Genomic DNA, 14,593 nt, shown 5'->3' on the forward strand with positions numbered 1-14,593 from the left:
CACAACACCGACTTCGCCCAGCGCATCCCCACCCGCACCGGCCCACCCACCCCCGACGACCTCGACGACCTGCTCGCCCTGGTCTGGAAAGACCCCGCCGTCTTCCTCGCCCACCCCACCACCATCGCCGCCTTCGGCCGCGAATGCACCAAAGCCGGCCTCTACCCCGACGCCGCCGACCTCGGCGGCCACCACGTCCCCGCCTGGCGCGGCATCCCCATCCTGCCCTGCAACAAAATTCCGGTGTCCGACACCCGCACCAGCTCCATCCTGCTCATGCGCACCGGCGAACAAGCCCAGGGCGTGGTCGGGCTGCACCAAACCGGACTCCCCGACGAATACCAGCCGGGACTCAACGTGCGGTTCATGGGCATCAACGACCAAGCCATCATCTCCTACCTCGTCTCCGCCTACTACTCCGCCGCCGTCCTCGTCCCCGACGCGCTGGCCGTGCTGGAAAGCGTCGAACTCGGCCGGGAAGGCTGAAACCGGTGACCGTCACGGAGGAAACGGCGGCCCTGCAGCTGTCGCTGAGCGTCACCGCCGCCCGGACGCTGACCACCACGACCAAGACCCTGCCGCAGATGCGCGGCATCACCACCCGCTGGCTGCTCTCCCAGCTCCCCTGGGTCGACGTCCCCGCCGGCAGCTACCGCGTCAACCGCCGCCTCACCTACACCATCGGCGACGGCAAAGTCTCCTTCTACACCACCGGCGCCCGCGTCCAGGTCGTCCCCGCCGAACTCACCGAACTCGAACTCCTGCGCGGCTTCGGCGACGAAACGGCACTGGGCGCCCTCGCCGAAGCGTTCGAGCAACGCGAATACGAACCCGGCGCCACGATCTTCACCGCCGGCACCCCGCTCGACACGCTGATCCTGCTCGCCCACGGCAAAGTCACCCGGCACGGCCGCGGCGAATACGGCGACGAAACCCACCTCGGCACCGCCACCGACGGCGACCACCTCGGCGCCGAACTCCTCGCCCGCGACGACGCGACCTGGCCCTTCACCGCCCGCGCCGCCACCCACGTGATCGCCCTCGTCCTGCCCGCGGACGCCTACGCCCGCCTCAACGGCCGATCCGAACCACTGCGCGCCCACGTCGCCGACGTCCTCGGCCGCCCCCGCAAACCCCAGAACACCAAGGGCGAAGCCAGCATCGACCTCTCCGCCGGCCACGACGGCGAACCCCTCCTCTCGGGCACCTACGTCGACTACGACCCCTCGCCGCGCGAGTACGAACTGGCTGTCGCGCAAACCGTGCTGCGGGTCCACAACCGCGTCACCGACCTCTACAACAACCCCATGAACCAGCTCGAACAACAGCTACGGCTGACGGTGGAAGCGTTGCGGGAACGGCAAGAACACGAACTGATCAACAACACCGACTTCGGGCTGCTGCACAACGCCGACCTCAAACACCGGCTCACCACCCGCACCGGCCCACCCACGCCGTCGGACCTGGACGGCCTGCTCACCCGGCGCCGCAAGACGAAGTTCTTCCTCGCCCACCCCCGCGCCATCGCCGCGTTCGGCCGCGAATGCACCCGCGCCCGCGTCTACCCGGGCACGACCTCGCTCGACGGCAAACGCGTCACCGCCTGGCGCGGCGTCCCGATCCTGCCCTGCGACAAGATCCCGATCACCGACACCGGAACGACGTCGATCCTGGCGATGCGCACCGGCGAAGACGACGCCGGCGTCATCGGCCTGCGCCCGAAGGAACTTCCCGACCAGTACCAGCCCGGGCTCACCGTCCGGTTCATGGGCATCAGCGACCGCGCGGTGACGTCCTACCTGGTCAGTGCCTACCACTCGGCCGCCGTGCTCGTGCCGGACGCGCTCGGCGTACTGGACCACGTCGAGACGGGATCCTGACTTGCGCTTCACGCAATAGTCGATTGCCAAAGTTGCGTGGCACGAGCACTCTCTCGGCTCCTAACTTCGGAGAAGTCAAGAGTTCCCCCGAAGAAGGAGCAGCACCATGCACGTGTTCGTCACCGGAGCGACGGGGTGGATCGGCACCGCCGTCGTCGACGAACTGCTCGGCGCCGGGCACGAGGTCACCGGCCTCGCCCGCTCGGACGCCGCGGCCCTGAAGCTCGCCAAGGCGGGCGCCCGGGTCCGCCGCGGCGACCTGGACGACCTCGACGGTCTCCGCGACGGCGCGATCGACGCCCACGCCGTCGTCCACTTGGGCAACAAGCACGACTGGGCGAACCCCGCGGAGAACAACCGGACCGAACGGGCCGCCATCGAGACCATGGCCGGCGCCCTCGCGGGCACCGACCGGCCGTTCCTGCTCGCCGGCGCGCTCGCCGGCCTGGTGCAAGGCCGGCCCGCCCGCGAATCCGACGTCTCCCCCGCGGTCGGGCCGGACTCGATGCGCGGCGGCGGGGAGAACCTCGCGTTCGAGTACGTCGGCAAGGGTGTCCGCGTGGTGAGTGTCCGCTTCGCGCCTTCGGTGCACGGCGTCGGCGACCACGGGTTCCTCGCGTCCATCACGGCGGCTGCCCGCCGGCACGGCGTGTCCGCGTACGTCGGCGACGGCGCGGCGGCCTGGTCGGCGGTCCACCGCCCGGCCGCGGCCCGGCTCGTCCGGCTCGGCCTCGAGGCCGCCCCCGCCGGAGCACGCCTGCACGCGGTCGCCGAGGAAGCCGTGACGACGCGCGAAATCGCCGAAGCGATCGGCCGCACGCTCGGCCTGCCGGCGATTTCGGTCGCCCCCGAGACCGCGGCGGAGCACTTCGGGTTCGTCGGCCGCTTCTTCGCGACGGACATGTCCGCGTCGAGCACGGCCACGCGGGAGCTGCTCGGCTGGACGCCGTCCGGGCCGACGCTGGTCGAGGACATCGAAGGGGGTGCGTACGCGTGACCGCGACGGTGACCGCCTTCATGCTCGTCAAGACGACGCCCGAGTGGCTGGCCATGACGGTCGAGCGGCGGATCGAGGCGTTCCGGACCGAGATCGTCCCGGTCGTCGAAGAGAAGACCGAAGGCGTCCGGTCCCGCTTCTACGACACCGAGTTCTACTCGGCGCGCGTGACCGACGTGTGGGTGTGGGAGGCCGCCGACCACGAGGCCTACCAGCTCCTGGTCGAAGCCCTGCGCGAAACGCCGTTCTGGGACCGCTGGTTCGAGGTCGCCGAGATCCTGGTCGGGGTCGAAAACGGGTACGCCAGGAACTACGGCGTCGACGCGGTCGCCACCATCACCTCCTAGAGCACGAAACCCGTCGGGAAGGGATCATCGGGATCGAGCAGGTAGGTGGCGGTCCCGGTGATCCAGGCCCGCCCCGAGAACTCGGGGATCACCGCCGGCACGCCGCCCACCTCCGTCTCGCCCACCAGCTCGCCCGTGAACGTCGTGCCGATGAACGAGCTGTTCTCGAACGGCGTGTGCAGCGGCAGCTCGCCGCGGGCGTGCAGCTGGGCCATCCGGGCCGAGGTGCCCGTCCCGCACGGCGAGCGGTCGAACCAGCCGGGGTGGATCGCCATGGCGTTCCGCGACCGGCGCGCGTCCGAGCCCGGTGCGAGGAACTGGACGTGCTTGCAGCCGCCGATCAGCGGATCGGCCGGGTGCTTCGGCGGGCGCTGCTCGTTGATCGCGGCCATGATGTTCAGGCCCGCGCTCAGGATGCGGTCCTTTTCGGACCGTTCGAACGGGATGTCCACTTGGGACAGGTCGAGGATGGCGTAGAAGTTCCCGCCGTAGGCCAGGTCGTAGCGGACCTCGCCGAAGCCGGGCACGTCCACGACGGCGTCCCGCTCGGCGAGGAACGAGGCCACGTTCTGCAGCTTGACCCGTTCGGCGCGCCCGTCGCGGACCGTGACCTCCGCGTGCACGAGCCCGGCCGGGGTGTCCAGGCGGACCACGGTCGTCGGCTCGGTCACCTCGACCATGCCGGTCTCGACCAGCACCGTCGCGACGCCGATCGTGCCGTGGCCGCACATCGGCAGGCACCCGGACACCTCGATGTACACCACGCCCCAGTCGGCGTCGTCGCGGCAGGGCGGCTGCAGGATCGCGCCGCTCATCGCCGAATGCCCGCGCGGTTCGTGCATCAGGAACTGCCGGAGGTGGTCGAGGTGCGCCATGAAGTACCGGCGGCGCTCGGCCGTCGTGTCCCCGGGGATCGGGCCGACGCCGCCGGTCACCACCCGGGTGGGCATGCCCTCGGTGTGCGAGTCGACCGCCGTGATCGCGCGCGAAGACCGCACTTACGCCACCCCCAGCGCGGCGAGCGCCCGGCCCATGTCGGCGCGGACCTGCTCGCGGTGGACGTCGGAGAGCGGCCCGCGCGGTGGCCGGCACGGCCCGCCGTAGCGGCCCACCATGTCCATCCCGAGCTTGATGGCCTGGACGAACTCGGTGCGCGAGTCCCAGCGGAACGCGGCCACCAGCGGCTCGTACAGCGCGCGGGCCTCGTCGAGCTTGCCCGCGGTGGCCAGCTCGAACAGGCGCGCCGACTCGGCCGGGAACACGTTGGGGAACCCGGCGAACCAGCCGGTCGCGCCCATCAGCAGGCTCTCCACGACGACGTCGTCGGCGCCGCTGACGACGGCGAGTCCCGGTGCGCGTTCGCGGATCTCGAGCACGCGCCGGACGTCGCCGGAGAACTCCTTGACCGCGACGACGTTGTCGATCTGCGCGATCTCGGCGAGCAGGCCGGGGGTGAGGTCGACCTTCGTGTCGAAGGGGTTGTTGTAGACCATCACCGGCAGGCCGACGGATGCGACGGCCTCGAAGTGGGCGATGACCTCGCCGCGGTTGGCGCGGTAGAGCGTCGGCGGGAGGCAGAGCACGCCGTGGGCGCCGTCCTCGGCCGCCGTCTCGGCCCAGTGCCTGGCCTGGTGCGCGCCGGGTCCGTGGACGCCGACGACGACGATCCCGTCGTCGCCGACAGCTTCGATCGCGGTACGGGCGACGCGGCGGCGTTCGTCGTCGGTGAGCGAGGAGTACTCGCCGAGGGAGCCGTTCGGGCCGACGCCGCGGCAGCCGTTCCCGACCAGCCAGCGGCAGTGTTCGGCGTAGGCGTCGTAGTCGACGGCCAGCCCGGCGGGGGCGGCGTCGTCGGTCCGGTACGGCAGCGCGGCGGCGACGACCACGCCGCCGAGATCGCGGGTGCTCATGACTCTCCTTCGGGTGCGGCGAGCTCGCCCAGGCGGATCGGCTGGGCGATGGGTCGGTGGTGGCGTTCGGCGCCGCCGCAGAGCTCGGCGACGGCGGGGCCGCACATCCGGCCCTGGCACGGGCCGAGGCCGGCGCGGGTGCCGAGCTTGAGCGCGTGCGGGCCCGGCTCGGCGGGGTCGGCGGCGGCTTCCTTCAGCCGGCCGTAGGTGGTTTCTTCGCAGCGGCAGACGATCGTGTCCTCGCGCAGCCAGCCGGGCCACCCGGCGCCGATCGGGTGGGCGGTCGTCAACCGGTGCGCGAACGCCCGGGTGCGGTCCCGCTTGCGGAGCAGGTCCGGGGCCGGCGTACCGCCGGCGGCGACGCAGCCGGCGACCGCGCCCTCCGCGCGGGCGGCGTCCGCGCCGCCGATCCCGGTGGTCTCCCCCGCGGCGAAGACCCCTCCGACGGTGGTGCGCTGACTGTCGTCGACCCGGACGAAGCCGGCGTCGAGCACGCAGCCGGCGGCGACGGCCAGTTCGGGTTGCGGGACGAAGCCGTGGCCGACGCAGACGGCGTCGACGGCGTGGGCGCGTTCGGTGCCGGGGACGACCGACCAGTCGGCGCGGACGCGCGCGGTGACGGCTTCGCGGACCCGGTCGTCGCCGCGCGCTTCGACGACCACGCGGCCGAAGCGGTAGGGGACGCGGTGGCGGGCCAGGGTGGCGGCGTAGCGGGCGAGTTCCGCGGCTTTGCCGGGATGGACGCGGCCGGACCATCCTTTGAGGACGGTCGCGGCGGGATTGGCTTCGAGGACGGCGAGCACGCCGGCGCCGACGGCCAGCAGCGATTCGGCGACGGGCAGCAGGAAGGGACCGGCCCCGGCGACGAGGACCCGCTCGCCGACGGCGACGCGCTCCCCCTTGGCGAGGGCTTGGGCGGCCCCCGCGGTGTAGACGCCGGGCAGCTGCCAGCCGGGGAAGGGGAGGACGCGGTCGTGCGCGCCGGTGGCGAGGACGAGGGCATCGGGTTCGAGGGTGACGCGGTGCCGGGCGGAGCCATCGGCCGGGCCGCGCAGGACGTGGATCCGGAGAGGGGGTGGCGAGCCGCCCGCGCCGGGGCCGCCGGTCGCGGCCTTGCCGGGCCCGGCGCTGCCTGTCCCGCCGGGGCCGCCAGCCCCACCTGCGCCAGGATCGCCCGCGGCACCGCCGCCGAGACCGGACGCTGAGCCGCCCGCACCGCGACCGCCGGCCGCGGCCTTGCCGAGCCCGGCGCTGCCTGCCCAGCCGGCGCCTTCGATCGCCCACACCGTGCTCTCCGGCCACCACTCGCAGCGGCTCAGCACCTCCCCGAAGCCGTGCGGGTCTCCGTGGAATCTCCGGTGGTACTGCCCGCCCGGCGCGTCCGCCTGGTCCAGGACCGTCACCTCGGCGCCCGCCCGCAGCGCGTGCTCGGCCGCCGCCAGTCCCGCCGGCCCGGCACCGATGATCACCACCCTCATGCGTCCTCCTGGCGGGACTGGGTGCGGATCTCGTCGCCGTCGGCCGCGCGGCGGCGGCACGCGCGGACGTCCGCCACCCCGTTCACCGTCACCAGGCAGTCGAAGCACGCCCCGATCCCGCAGAACACCCCGCGCGGCGCGCCCGACCTCGTCGTGCGCCACGACGTCCGCCCGGCCGCCAGCAGGATCCCGGCCACCGTCTGGCCCGCCACGCCGGCGACCGGCTCGCCGTCGACCCTGATCTCGATCACGCGACCACCGCCGGACGGTCCACCGTGAACTCCTCCACCGGCATCGACGGCGGCGCCCCGGTCAGCAGCTCACGCAGCAGCCGAGCCGTGCCGACGCTCAGCCCGATGCCCGCGCCTTCGTGTCCCGTGGCGTGCCAGAGGTTCCCGAGCCGCGGGTCCTCGCCCAGGACCGGGAGGTGATCGTCCACATAGGGCCGGAAACCCCCGTACGCGCGCATCACGGCGGCGTCCGCCAGCGACGGGAACAAGCGCAGCGCCGTGGCCGCGATCGCGCCCAGCACCGACGGCGGGATCGCGTCGTCGAACCCCACGCGGCGGCGCGACGACCCGATCAGGACCGTGCCGCCGCGCGTCGACTCGACGACGGCCGACGTCTGCAGCTCGCCGTCGCCGGACCCCACCGCCCCGACGTAGTCGGCGTCGTACACCTTGTGCCGCACCAGCCCCGGCATCGGCGTCGTCACCAGCACCTCGCCGCGGCGGGGCCGGACCGCGATCGGCGCCCCCAGGCGCGCGGACACCTCGCCCGCCCACGGGCCGGCCGCGTTGACGACGACGTCCGCCTCGACGACCTCGCCGGACAGGCGGACCCCGGTGATCCGGCCACCACGCTCGACCGCTCCGGTGACCTCGGCGCCGGTGCGCAGCCGGGCACCGCGCGCCAAGGCCGAGCCGAGCAGGGCGAGGGTCGCCCCGGCCGGCTGGACCTGGGCGTCCTCCGGGTAGCGGACGGCCGCCGTCACCGCGCGGGTCACCGCGGGTTCGGCGGCGAAGAGGTCCACTGTGGACAAGTTCTCGACGCGCACCCCCGCCGAGGCCTGCGCCGCCGCGAACGCCGTGAGCGCGCCGGCGCCGGCTTCGGTGGTGGCCACGACGATGCCGCCCTTGGGGTCGAACTCGCAGGCGTCGCCGAGCTCGGCCGCGATCTCCGGCCACAGCCGGGCCGAAAGCCGCGCGAGCCGCAGTTCCGCGCCCGGGCCCTTGTCGGAGACGAGGAGGTTGCCTTCGCCGTGCGAGGTGGTTCCGCCCGCGGGCCGGCCGCGGTCGACGACCAGGACGTCGAACCCGGCGAGGGTCAGTTCCCGGGCGCACGCCGCCCCGACGACACCGGCCCCGATCACCACCACTCGTGTTCGGTTCATCGACCCTCCGGTGTTCGGTAAAGCGAACGATCGGAGGTTAGGTCTCCGGGACCGGGGGTGTCAACGGGTGCGGCCGCCCGTCGAGCCGTTCGCCGTCGCGGTACTGCAGCAGCAGCACCGAGTGCACGGGTGCCGCCAGCGCGGTGTAGCTGTGCGGCTCGCGGGCGTCGAAGGCGACGTAGTCCCCCGGGCCGAGGTCGACGGTCCGGCCGGCCACCTCGACGCGCAGCCCGCCCGTCTGCACGACGGTGTGCTCGACCCCGACGTGGCCCCGCGACCGCTGCGGCGCGTCCCCGCGGACGACCTGGTCGTAGACCTCGAAGACGCTGGTCCCGTCCTCGATCCGGCGCAGCGGCCGCAGGTCGACGCCCTCGCCGCGGAGAACTTCGACGTCGGCGGCGCGCACGACGGTCAGGCCGCCGCGGGGCCGGTGGTCGAGCAGGTCGGAGATGGCGACTTCGAGGGCGCGGGACAGGCTGAAGACGGTCTCGATCGTCGGGTTGCCGGTGCCCGCCTCCAGCTGCGAGAGAGTCGCCTTGCCGATGCCGGACCGCCGCGAGAGCTCGGACAGCGACAGGCCGCGGGCAGCCCGCGCGGCGCGCAGGTTGACGGCGAGCATGTCCCGGATCGACGGCTCGGCCGCGGTCGTCCCACCGTTCGGTAAAGCGTCCATCGAGCCCTGTCTTTCGTTCGGTTCGCCGATCGCGGCCCATGATGCCACGCCGGACCCGCGTGCCAGAATGAGCGCGCACGATCACCACCCCGGGGAGAGCGCTTCCGTGGACATCTCGTTGTCGTTCGTCTACACGCCCGAAATGGCCGCGCAGTCGTTCCGCGCCTGCCACCCGCGGGCTCCGCTGGCCCGGTGGCTGCCGGCCGGGATCTACGTGGTGCTCGGGATCCTGGCCCTGCTCGAAGCTCTCGAGGGCGCGGACGTGGACCCGGTCGGGCTCGCCGTCGGCGTCGTGGTTCTCCTGCTCGGGCTCGGCTGGCCGGTCTTCTACGCGCGCCGGGTCTCCCGGGCGCTGCGGCCCTACGCCGAGCCCACGACCGCCAAGATCGCGCTGACCGACGCCGGGTACGCGGGCGAATCGTCCGGGCGCGCGGTCAGCCGGCTGTGGCCGACGTTCAAGAGCGCCGCGCTGGTGCGCGGGTTCTGGGTGCTGAAGACGGAGTCGGAGGGCACGCTCGCGTTCCCGGCGAACGTCCTCGACGCGGCGCAGACCGAAGCGTTTCGCGCGGCCATGCGGGAAAAGGGCCTGCTCAAGCGCTGAGCCACCCGCGGTAGGCGGCCAGGTCGACGTTGCTCCCGCAGACGATGGTGGCCACGTGCCGCCCGGCGAAGCGCTCGCGGTTTTCGAGGACCGCCGCCAAGCCGAGCGCCGCCGACGGTTCCACGACGAGCCCCGCCCGGTCCAGGAACAGCCGCATCCCGGAGATGATCGACGCCTCCCGCACCAGGACCGCGTCGTCGGCGACCTGCAGCAGGTCGCCGAGGACCTCCGGGATGGGGAACCGGCCCGCGACCCCGTCGGCGATGGTGTCCGCCGAGTCCGTGATGACGACGCGGCGTTCGTGCCACGACCGCGTCATCGCCGGCGCGCGCTCGGGCTGGACGGTGATCACTTCGGTGCCGGGGGCGAGGGACTTCAGGACGTGACCGACGCCGGTGGCGAGCGCGCCGCCGCCGAGGGCGACGAGGACGGCGTCGAAGGTCCCGGCCCCGGCCAGTTCGAGGCCGATGGTCGCCGCGCCTTCGCACGTCTCGACGTCCAGGCTGTCCTCGACGAGCCGGACACCCCGCTGCCGCGCGAGGTCCGCCGCCCGCCGTCTCGCCAGTTCGAAGTCGCCGTCCACCAGCTCCAGGTGAGCGCCGAAAGCCCGGATGCGCTCGAGCTTCGCGGCGGGCGCGAACCGCGAGGTCACGACGGTGACGTCGATCCCGCGAGCCCGTCCGGACACCGCGAGAGCCTGCCCGAGGTTGCCGGCGCTGGCGCACACGGCGGCGCGCTCACCGCGTCCGGCGAGACCGTGCGCGACCAGTTCGGTGCCGCGGCCCTTGAAGCTACGGACGGGGTTGGCGGTTTCGAGCTTGACGGCGACCCGGCAGCCGAGTTCGCGTTCGAGGGGTTCGCAGCGGTAGAGCGGGCTGTCGAGGAAGACCGGATCGATCACCCGGCGGGCGGCCCGGATCCGGTCGAGGTCAAGACGCACGGTCGGCGAGCATAGCCGCCGGTTCCCGGGTCCGGAGCGCCCAGCGGGTCAGCCGCGGGAGGGGCGCGACGGCCACCAGGAACACCACGGCGACCAGCACCCACCCCAGGGCGCCGAGGCCGCCGACCGCGAGGGTGAACACCCCGGGTCCGACCATCTGGACCGTCGCCGTGGCCGCCTCGCTCGCCCCTTGGTAGGCCCCCTTCGCTTCTTCACGCATGAGCCGCACCGAAAGTCCCCAGTTCGCGGCCACGTAGCTCAGCTCGCCCACGACGTGCAGCACCGCGGCCAGCACGACCACCGTCACCGCGGCCGCTCCCCCGCCGCCGGCGGTGGTCGCCAGCAGCAGGCAGCTCGCCGCCAGGACCACGCCGGACACCACCGCCGTCCGGGCCGCCTGGCGCGCGGTCCGGCCGAAGCGGGCGAACGGCACCTGGAACACCGCGATGCCGACCGAGCTGAGCACGACCACGACGCCGCCGAGGCCCAGCGGCAACCGCGTCGAGCCGGCCAGCCACAGCGGCAACCCGGCCGACAACATCGCCCAGCACAGGGAAAGCACCGCGGTCACGCCGGCGACGCAGAGGTACGGCCGGTCACGCAGGACGGCCCGGGCGCCCGCCCGCCGGGCCGCCGGGACCGCCGCCGGCGCGGGCACCAGCAGCGTCGTTCCGGCCAGGACCAGGAAGCTCAGCGCGTTGCCGGCGATGGCCAGCGTGTACGCCCAGGGCGCGTCGGCGGTCAGCACGAGCGCCCCGAGGCCGGCGCCGGCGGCGTACCCGACGTGCTGGGCGACCCGCTGCTGCGCGAGCACGCGCAGCCGGCGCGCCGGGTCGGCGACCAGGCCGGTGACCAGCGCCGTCCGGATCGCGGTCCCGCCGGTGGCGAGCGCGGTGAACGGCACCGTGACGGCCAGGAACGAGGCCGTGCCGTCCACCGCCAGGTAGCCGGCCATCGCCGCGGCGCGCACCAGCGTCACCGCCACCAGCACCGCGCGGGGGCCGGCGCGGTCGGCGAACGCGCCCAGCGGCACCGCGGCGGCCATGCCCACGGCGCTCGCCACGGCCATGCCCGCGCCCACCGTCACCACCGGCAGCCCGAGGATCCGGGTGAAGTAGAGCGCCCAGATGGTGAACCACAGGCCGTCGCCGAGCGCGGAGACGCCGCGGCCCCACAGGAGACTCCTCATGCAACCACCCTTCATGGGAGCCTGAACGGTATCATCATTCAGGCTCCCATGAAGGGTGCTAGGGTCGCAGGGTGAGCGGAATGGTCGAACCGGACAGCGCGGTCCAGGCCGCGATCGTCGGGTTGACGCGGGAGCTGTCGGACCCGGTGCGGCTGACGGCGGTGCAGCTGCTGGCGGCCGAGGGCCCGCACACGATGGTGCAGCTGGCCGACGCCCTCGGCGTCACCGCGCCGCGGCTGGGCAACCACCTGGCGCGGCTGCGCGCGGCCGGGCTGGTGACGGTCGAGCACGCGGGCCGCCACGCGCTGTACCGCGTCGGCCGCGACGACCTCCTGCCGGTGCTCACCGCGCTCGCCCGTTACGGCGGCAACGATTCCCTCACGCCGCCGCGCCCGGCGGAGTCCGCTGTGGACGTCGCGCACACGTGCTACGACCACGCGGCCGGCCGGCTCGGGGTGGCGGTGTTCGCCATGCTGGTCGACCGCGGTGCGCTGCGGCCCCCGGACGGCTCGGCCGCCGACCTCACGCTGGGCGGCGACGTCTCGGCGTTCCACGATCTCGGCGTCGACCCGGCCACCGTGGACCCGGGCCGGCGGCGCTGGGCGACGGCGTGCCTCGACCGGACCAACCGCGTCCCGCACCTCGGCGGCGTCCTCGGCGGCCGGGTGCTGGACGCGCTCCTCGACGCGGGTTTCGTCCGGCGCGGGGACGCGGACCGCGAGCTCACCGTCACCCCGCTCGGCCGCCGGAGGCTCGGCGCCCTGCTGCCGGGCTTCTGAGCCGGCGGTATCCGGCGAGCCCCCTTCCGCCTCTTGAAGACCTCGGGACTGTAACCGCGGCCGAGATCGACGCGACTCTTGAGCATCCCGAGTGGAGCGAAGGTGGATCGGATGAGCGAGGCGAACGGCGGACGGCGGCACCTGGTGGTCTGCTGCGACGGCACCTGGAACACACCGGACCAGCAGCAACAGGGCCGGCCGGCCCCGACGAACGTCGCGCGGATCCACCACACCGTGGCCGACCGCGCCAACCAGCTGCGGTACTACCACCCCGGCGTCGGGACCGGGCCCGGCCTGCTCGACCACCTCGAGGGCGGACTGGTCGGCAAAGGACTGTCCGAGAACATCAAGAGCGCCTACGCCTGGCTCGCCCGCACCTACGAGCCCGGCGACGCGATCCACCTGTTCGGGTTCAGCCGCGGGGCGTTCACCGTCCGCAGCCTCTCCGGCATGCTCAAGCGCTGCGGCCTGCCCGCGGCGCTCAAGACGGCCGAATCCACCGGGTTCTGGGCCGAGGTCGACCGGCTCTTCACCGACGTCTACCGGGCGGAGTCCGGCGAAGCGGCCGAGGCGGTCCCGATCGAGTTCCTCGGCGTCTGGGACACCGTCGGATCGCTCGGCATCCCGGACTGGCTCGGCCCGCTGAAGCTCGTCGAAGACCACGTCGGGCACCTGCCCCGGTTCCACGACACGAAGCTCGGCGGCCACGTGCGGCACGCCCGCCAGGCCCTCGCCATCGACGAGATGCGCGGCCCGTTCATGCCCACGCTGTGGTCCGGTGTGGAGGAAGGCCGTGACGTCGAGCAGGTCTGGTTCCCGGGCGACCACTGCGACGTCGGCGGCGGGCACGACCGCACCGGCCTGTCCGACGCCGCGCTGCGGTGGATGATCGACGAGTGCCGCGCCGCCGTCCCGGACATCGTCTTCGACGAAGCGATGTACCACCAGATCGCGCCGGACGCCCAGGACGTGCTGCACGACTCGCTCCACAGCGTCTACACGGTCCTGTGCCCGGCTCCGCGCGCCTTCCCGTTCATCGCCAAGGACTCCGCCGGCATCGCCCAGTCCACTGTGGAGCGTCAGGCGACACCGCCGATCACGACCGGCCCGTACCGCCCCGGCCGGCGGCTCGAGGTGGGCGGTTCCGCCACCGTCGACGTCTACGCCGGAAAGCCGTGGAACTGGACCGGCCTCCACCTGGAACGCGGCGAGTACGCGTTCACGGCCGAGGGCACGTGGCTGAACGGGAAGGTCGCGCACCGCCCCGACGGCAGCGAAGCCGACGCCCGGCTGGACTTCCAGGACATGCTGCACGCGCTGGCCACGACGTCGGCCTGGCTCCAGACCCAGCTGGCGCGGCTGAACCACGCGGACGCCCGCGCGTTCGGCGGGCGCCGCTGCGAAGACGCCAAGTGGATGGCCCTGATCGGGACGGTGGCGGCCCCGGACCTCGACGTCCACGACGTCCAGCAGCCGTACGACGCCATCCCGATCGGCGCCGGGGTGCGGCGGTGGACCAACGAAAACCCCGGCTACTTCTACGCCTACGCCAACGACAGCTGGCTGGGCTACTCCAGCAACCGGGGTTCGCTGAAGCTGACGGTCACGCGGATCGGCTGACCGGCCACGAGGTCCCGGCGACGAACTCCTCGAACGACCGGGGTGGCCGGCCGAGCGCGCGCTCGACGCCGTCGCCGAGGTCCGCGCCCCGGCCCTCGCGCAGCTCCGCGAGCAAGCCGGTGAGCAGGCGGGCCACGGTTTCCGGGACACCGACGGCGATCTGCCGCTCGATGAAGGCCTCGGGTTCGAGGTCGACGTACTCGATCTCCCGCCCGGCGGCCCGCGCGATCAGGGTGACCGCTTCGCCGAACCCGACCACCCGCGGTCCGGTCAGCTCGTAGACCTCGCCGTGGTGCCGGTCGCCGGTCAGCGCCGCCGCGGCGACGTCGGCGATGTCCTCGGCGTCGACGAAGGGCGCTCCCCCGCGTCCGGCCGGCAGCGCCAGGACACCCTCGCGGATGGCCGGCGCCCACGGGCCTTCGCTGAAGTTCTGCGCGAACCACTGCGGGCGCAGGATCGTCCAGCCCGCCCCGCAATCCCGCACGGCCCGCTCGGCGGCGTGCAGCGGATGCCCCTCCTCCCCAGCGCGCGGGGCGGACAGCAGGACCAGCCGGGACGCACCGGCCGCGACCGCGCGGTCCACGAACCGCGGCAGGCGCGCGGCCGCCCGCAGATCCGGTTCGACGAGGTAGACGGCCGTGACGCCGTCGAGCGCGGCCGCCCAGCTCGCGGGGTCGCCGAGGTCGAAACCGCCGGTACGCGAAGCGATTCGCGCACCGGCCAGGCGCGAGGCGACGCGGCGGCCGGTCTTGCCGGTGCCGCCGAGGATCAAGGTTGTTGGCATGG

15 protein-coding genes and 1 pseudogene are annotated in these 14,593 nt (G+C 73.5%); 7 read left to right on the forward strand and 9 right to left on the reverse strand.

Going from position 1 to position 14,593, the window contains the following annotated elements; genetic code table 11:
- From ACWEVP_RS19880 to ACWEVP_RS19895, 4 genes and pseudogenes are all read left to right on the forward strand, one after another.
- Positions 1-486: pseudogene (locus ACWEVP_RS19880) on the forward strand (Crp/Fnr family transcriptional regulator); the annotation flags it as partial.
- Positions 487-491: 5 nt separating this feature from the next.
- A complete protein-coding gene (locus ACWEVP_RS19885) occupies positions 492-1,880 on the forward strand; it encodes a family 2B encapsulin nanocompartment shell protein (RefSeq protein WP_452064020.1) in 1,389 nt (462 codons plus the stop codon).
- 106 nt (positions 1,881-1,986) lie between these two features.
- Positions 1,987-2,877, forward strand: a complete 891-nt coding sequence (locus ACWEVP_RS19890; protein ID WP_452064021.1) for an NAD-dependent epimerase/dehydratase family protein — start codon at positions 1,987-1,989, stop codon at positions 2,875-2,877.
- Positions 2,874-3,224 carry a darcynin family protein gene (locus tag ACWEVP_RS19895; protein ID WP_452064022.1) on the forward strand — a complete coding sequence of 117 codons (351 nt, stop codon included), beginning with the start codon at positions 2,874-2,876 and terminating at the stop codon, positions 3,222-3,224. The genes ACWEVP_RS19890 and ACWEVP_RS19895 overlap by 4 nt, the downstream gene beginning before the upstream one ends.
- Here ACWEVP_RS19895 and ACWEVP_RS19900 read toward each other — a convergent pair.
- From ACWEVP_RS19900 to ACWEVP_RS19925, 6 genes are read right to left on the reverse strand one after another with little or no spacing between them, the layout of a single operon-like run.
- Positions 3,221-4,222 carry a proline racemase family protein gene (locus tag ACWEVP_RS19900; RefSeq protein WP_452064023.1) on the reverse strand — a complete coding sequence of 334 codons (1,002 nt, stop codon included), beginning with the start codon at positions 4,220-4,222 and terminating at the stop codon, positions 3,221-3,223. The genes ACWEVP_RS19895 and ACWEVP_RS19900 overlap by 4 nt on opposite strands.
- Positions 4,223-5,134: a dihydrodipicolinate synthase family protein gene (locus ACWEVP_RS19905; protein WP_452064024.1), complete on the reverse strand. Its 912-nt coding sequence runs from the start codon at positions 5,132-5,134 to the stop codon at positions 4,223-4,225.
- Positions 5,131-6,612, reverse strand: coding sequence for an FAD/NAD(P)-dependent oxidoreductase (locus ACWEVP_RS19910; protein WP_452064025.1), 1,482 nt, complete (start codon positions 6,610-6,612; stop codon positions 5,131-5,133). The genes ACWEVP_RS19905 and ACWEVP_RS19910 overlap by 4 nt, the downstream gene beginning before the upstream one ends.
- A complete protein-coding gene (locus tag ACWEVP_RS19915; RefSeq protein WP_452064355.1) occupies positions 6,609-6,860 on the reverse strand; it encodes a (2Fe-2S)-binding protein in 252 nt (83 codons plus the stop codon). The genes ACWEVP_RS19910 and ACWEVP_RS19915 overlap by 4 nt, the downstream gene beginning before the upstream one ends.
- Entirely contained in the window at positions 6,860-8,005 is a 1,146-nt protein-coding gene (locus ACWEVP_RS19920; protein ID WP_452064026.1) for an NAD(P)/FAD-dependent oxidoreductase, read from the reverse strand. The genes ACWEVP_RS19915 and ACWEVP_RS19920 overlap by 1 nt, the downstream gene beginning before the upstream one ends.
- Positions 8,006-8,042: 37 nt before the next feature.
- A complete protein-coding gene (locus ACWEVP_RS19925) occupies positions 8,043-8,678 on the reverse strand; it encodes a helix-turn-helix domain-containing protein (protein WP_452064027.1) in 636 nt (211 codons plus the stop codon).
- Between the two features lie 67 nt (positions 8,679-8,745).
- Between ACWEVP_RS19925 and ACWEVP_RS19930 the strand changes: the two genes are divergently transcribed.
- Positions 8,746-9,279 carry a hypothetical protein gene (locus ACWEVP_RS19930; RefSeq protein WP_452064028.1) on the forward strand — a complete coding sequence of 178 codons (534 nt, stop codon included), beginning with the start codon at positions 8,746-8,748 and terminating at the stop codon, positions 9,277-9,279.
- On the opposite strand, the gene ACWEVP_RS19935 is transcribed toward ACWEVP_RS19930, so the two are convergent.
- Together ACWEVP_RS19935 and ACWEVP_RS19940 are read right to left on the reverse strand one after the other, a co-directional pair.
- Positions 9,269-10,219 (reverse strand): threonine ammonia-lyase, encoded by a 951-nt coding sequence (locus ACWEVP_RS19935; RefSeq protein WP_452064029.1) that lies wholly within the window; start codon positions 10,217-10,219, stop codon positions 9,269-9,271. The genes ACWEVP_RS19930 and ACWEVP_RS19935 overlap by 11 nt on opposite strands.
- Positions 10,209-11,408: an MFS transporter gene (locus ACWEVP_RS19940; RefSeq protein WP_452064030.1), complete on the reverse strand. Its 1,200-nt coding sequence runs from the start codon at positions 11,406-11,408 to the stop codon at positions 10,209-10,211. The genes ACWEVP_RS19935 and ACWEVP_RS19940 overlap by 11 nt, the downstream gene beginning before the upstream one ends.
- A gap of 80 nt (positions 11,409-11,488) precedes the next feature.
- Between ACWEVP_RS19940 and ACWEVP_RS19945 the strand changes: the two genes are divergently transcribed.
- Both ACWEVP_RS19945 and ACWEVP_RS19950 read left to right on the forward strand, forming a co-directional pair.
- Positions 11,489-12,187, forward strand: coding sequence for an ArsR/SmtB family transcription factor (locus ACWEVP_RS19945; RefSeq protein ID WP_452064356.1), 699 nt, complete (start codon positions 11,489-11,491; stop codon positions 12,185-12,187).
- Between the two features lie 111 nt (positions 12,188-12,298).
- Positions 12,299-13,807, forward strand: a complete 1,509-nt coding sequence (locus ACWEVP_RS19950; RefSeq protein ID WP_452064031.1) for a DUF2235 domain-containing protein — start codon at positions 12,299-12,301, stop codon at positions 13,805-13,807.
- On the opposite strand, the gene ACWEVP_RS19955 is transcribed toward ACWEVP_RS19950, so the two are convergent.
- The gene (locus ACWEVP_RS19955) at positions 13,791-14,591 is read right to left on the reverse strand and encodes an NAD(P)H-binding protein (RefSeq protein ID WP_452064032.1); all 801 of its coding nucleotides are present in this window, start codon (positions 14,589-14,591) and stop codon (positions 13,791-13,793) included. The two genes, ACWEVP_RS19950 and ACWEVP_RS19955, sit on opposite strands and share 17 nt — an antisense overlap.
- Positions 14,592-14,593: the final 2 nt, after the last annotated feature.

The organism is Amycolatopsis sp. NPDC003865, from assembly GCF_053605345.1.

Coding starts and splice junctions, on each gene's coding strand:
- ACWEVP_RS19890 (WP_452064021.1), top strand. CDS start 1,987: ATGCACGTGTTCGTCACCGGAGCGACGGGGTGGATCGGCACCGCCGTC.
- ACWEVP_RS19905 (WP_452064024.1), bottom strand. CDS start 5,134: ATGAGCACCCGCGATCTCGGCGGCGTGGTCGTCGCCGCCGCGCTGCCG.
- ACWEVP_RS19910 (WP_452064025.1), bottom strand. CDS start 6,612: ATGAGGGTGGTGATCATCGGTGCCGGGCCGGCGGGACTGGCGGCGGCC.
- ACWEVP_RS19920 (WP_452064026.1), bottom strand. CDS start 8,005: ATGAACCGAACACGAGTGGTGGTGATCGGGGCCGGTGTCGTCGGGGCG.
- ACWEVP_RS19925 (WP_452064027.1), bottom strand. CDS start 8,678: ATGGACGCTTTACCGAACGGTGGGACGACCGCGGCCGAGCCGTCGATC.
- ACWEVP_RS19930 (WP_452064028.1), top strand. CDS start 8,746: ATGAGCGCGCACGATCACCACCCCGGGGAGAGCGCTTCCGTGGACATC.
- ACWEVP_RS19940 (WP_452064030.1), bottom strand. CDS start 11,408: ATGAGGAGTCTCCTGTGGGGCCGCGGCGTCTCCGCGCTCGGCGACGGC.
- ACWEVP_RS19945 (WP_452064356.1), top strand. CDS start 11,489: ATGGTCGAACCGGACAGCGCGGTCCAGGCCGCGATCGTCGGGTTGACG.
- ACWEVP_RS19950 (WP_452064031.1), top strand. CDS start 12,299: ATGAGCGAGGCGAACGGCGGACGGCGGCACCTGGTGGTCTGCTGCGAC.
- ACWEVP_RS19955 (WP_452064032.1), bottom strand. CDS start 14,591: ATGCCAACAACCTTGATCCTCGGCGGCACCGGCAAGACCGGCCGCCGC.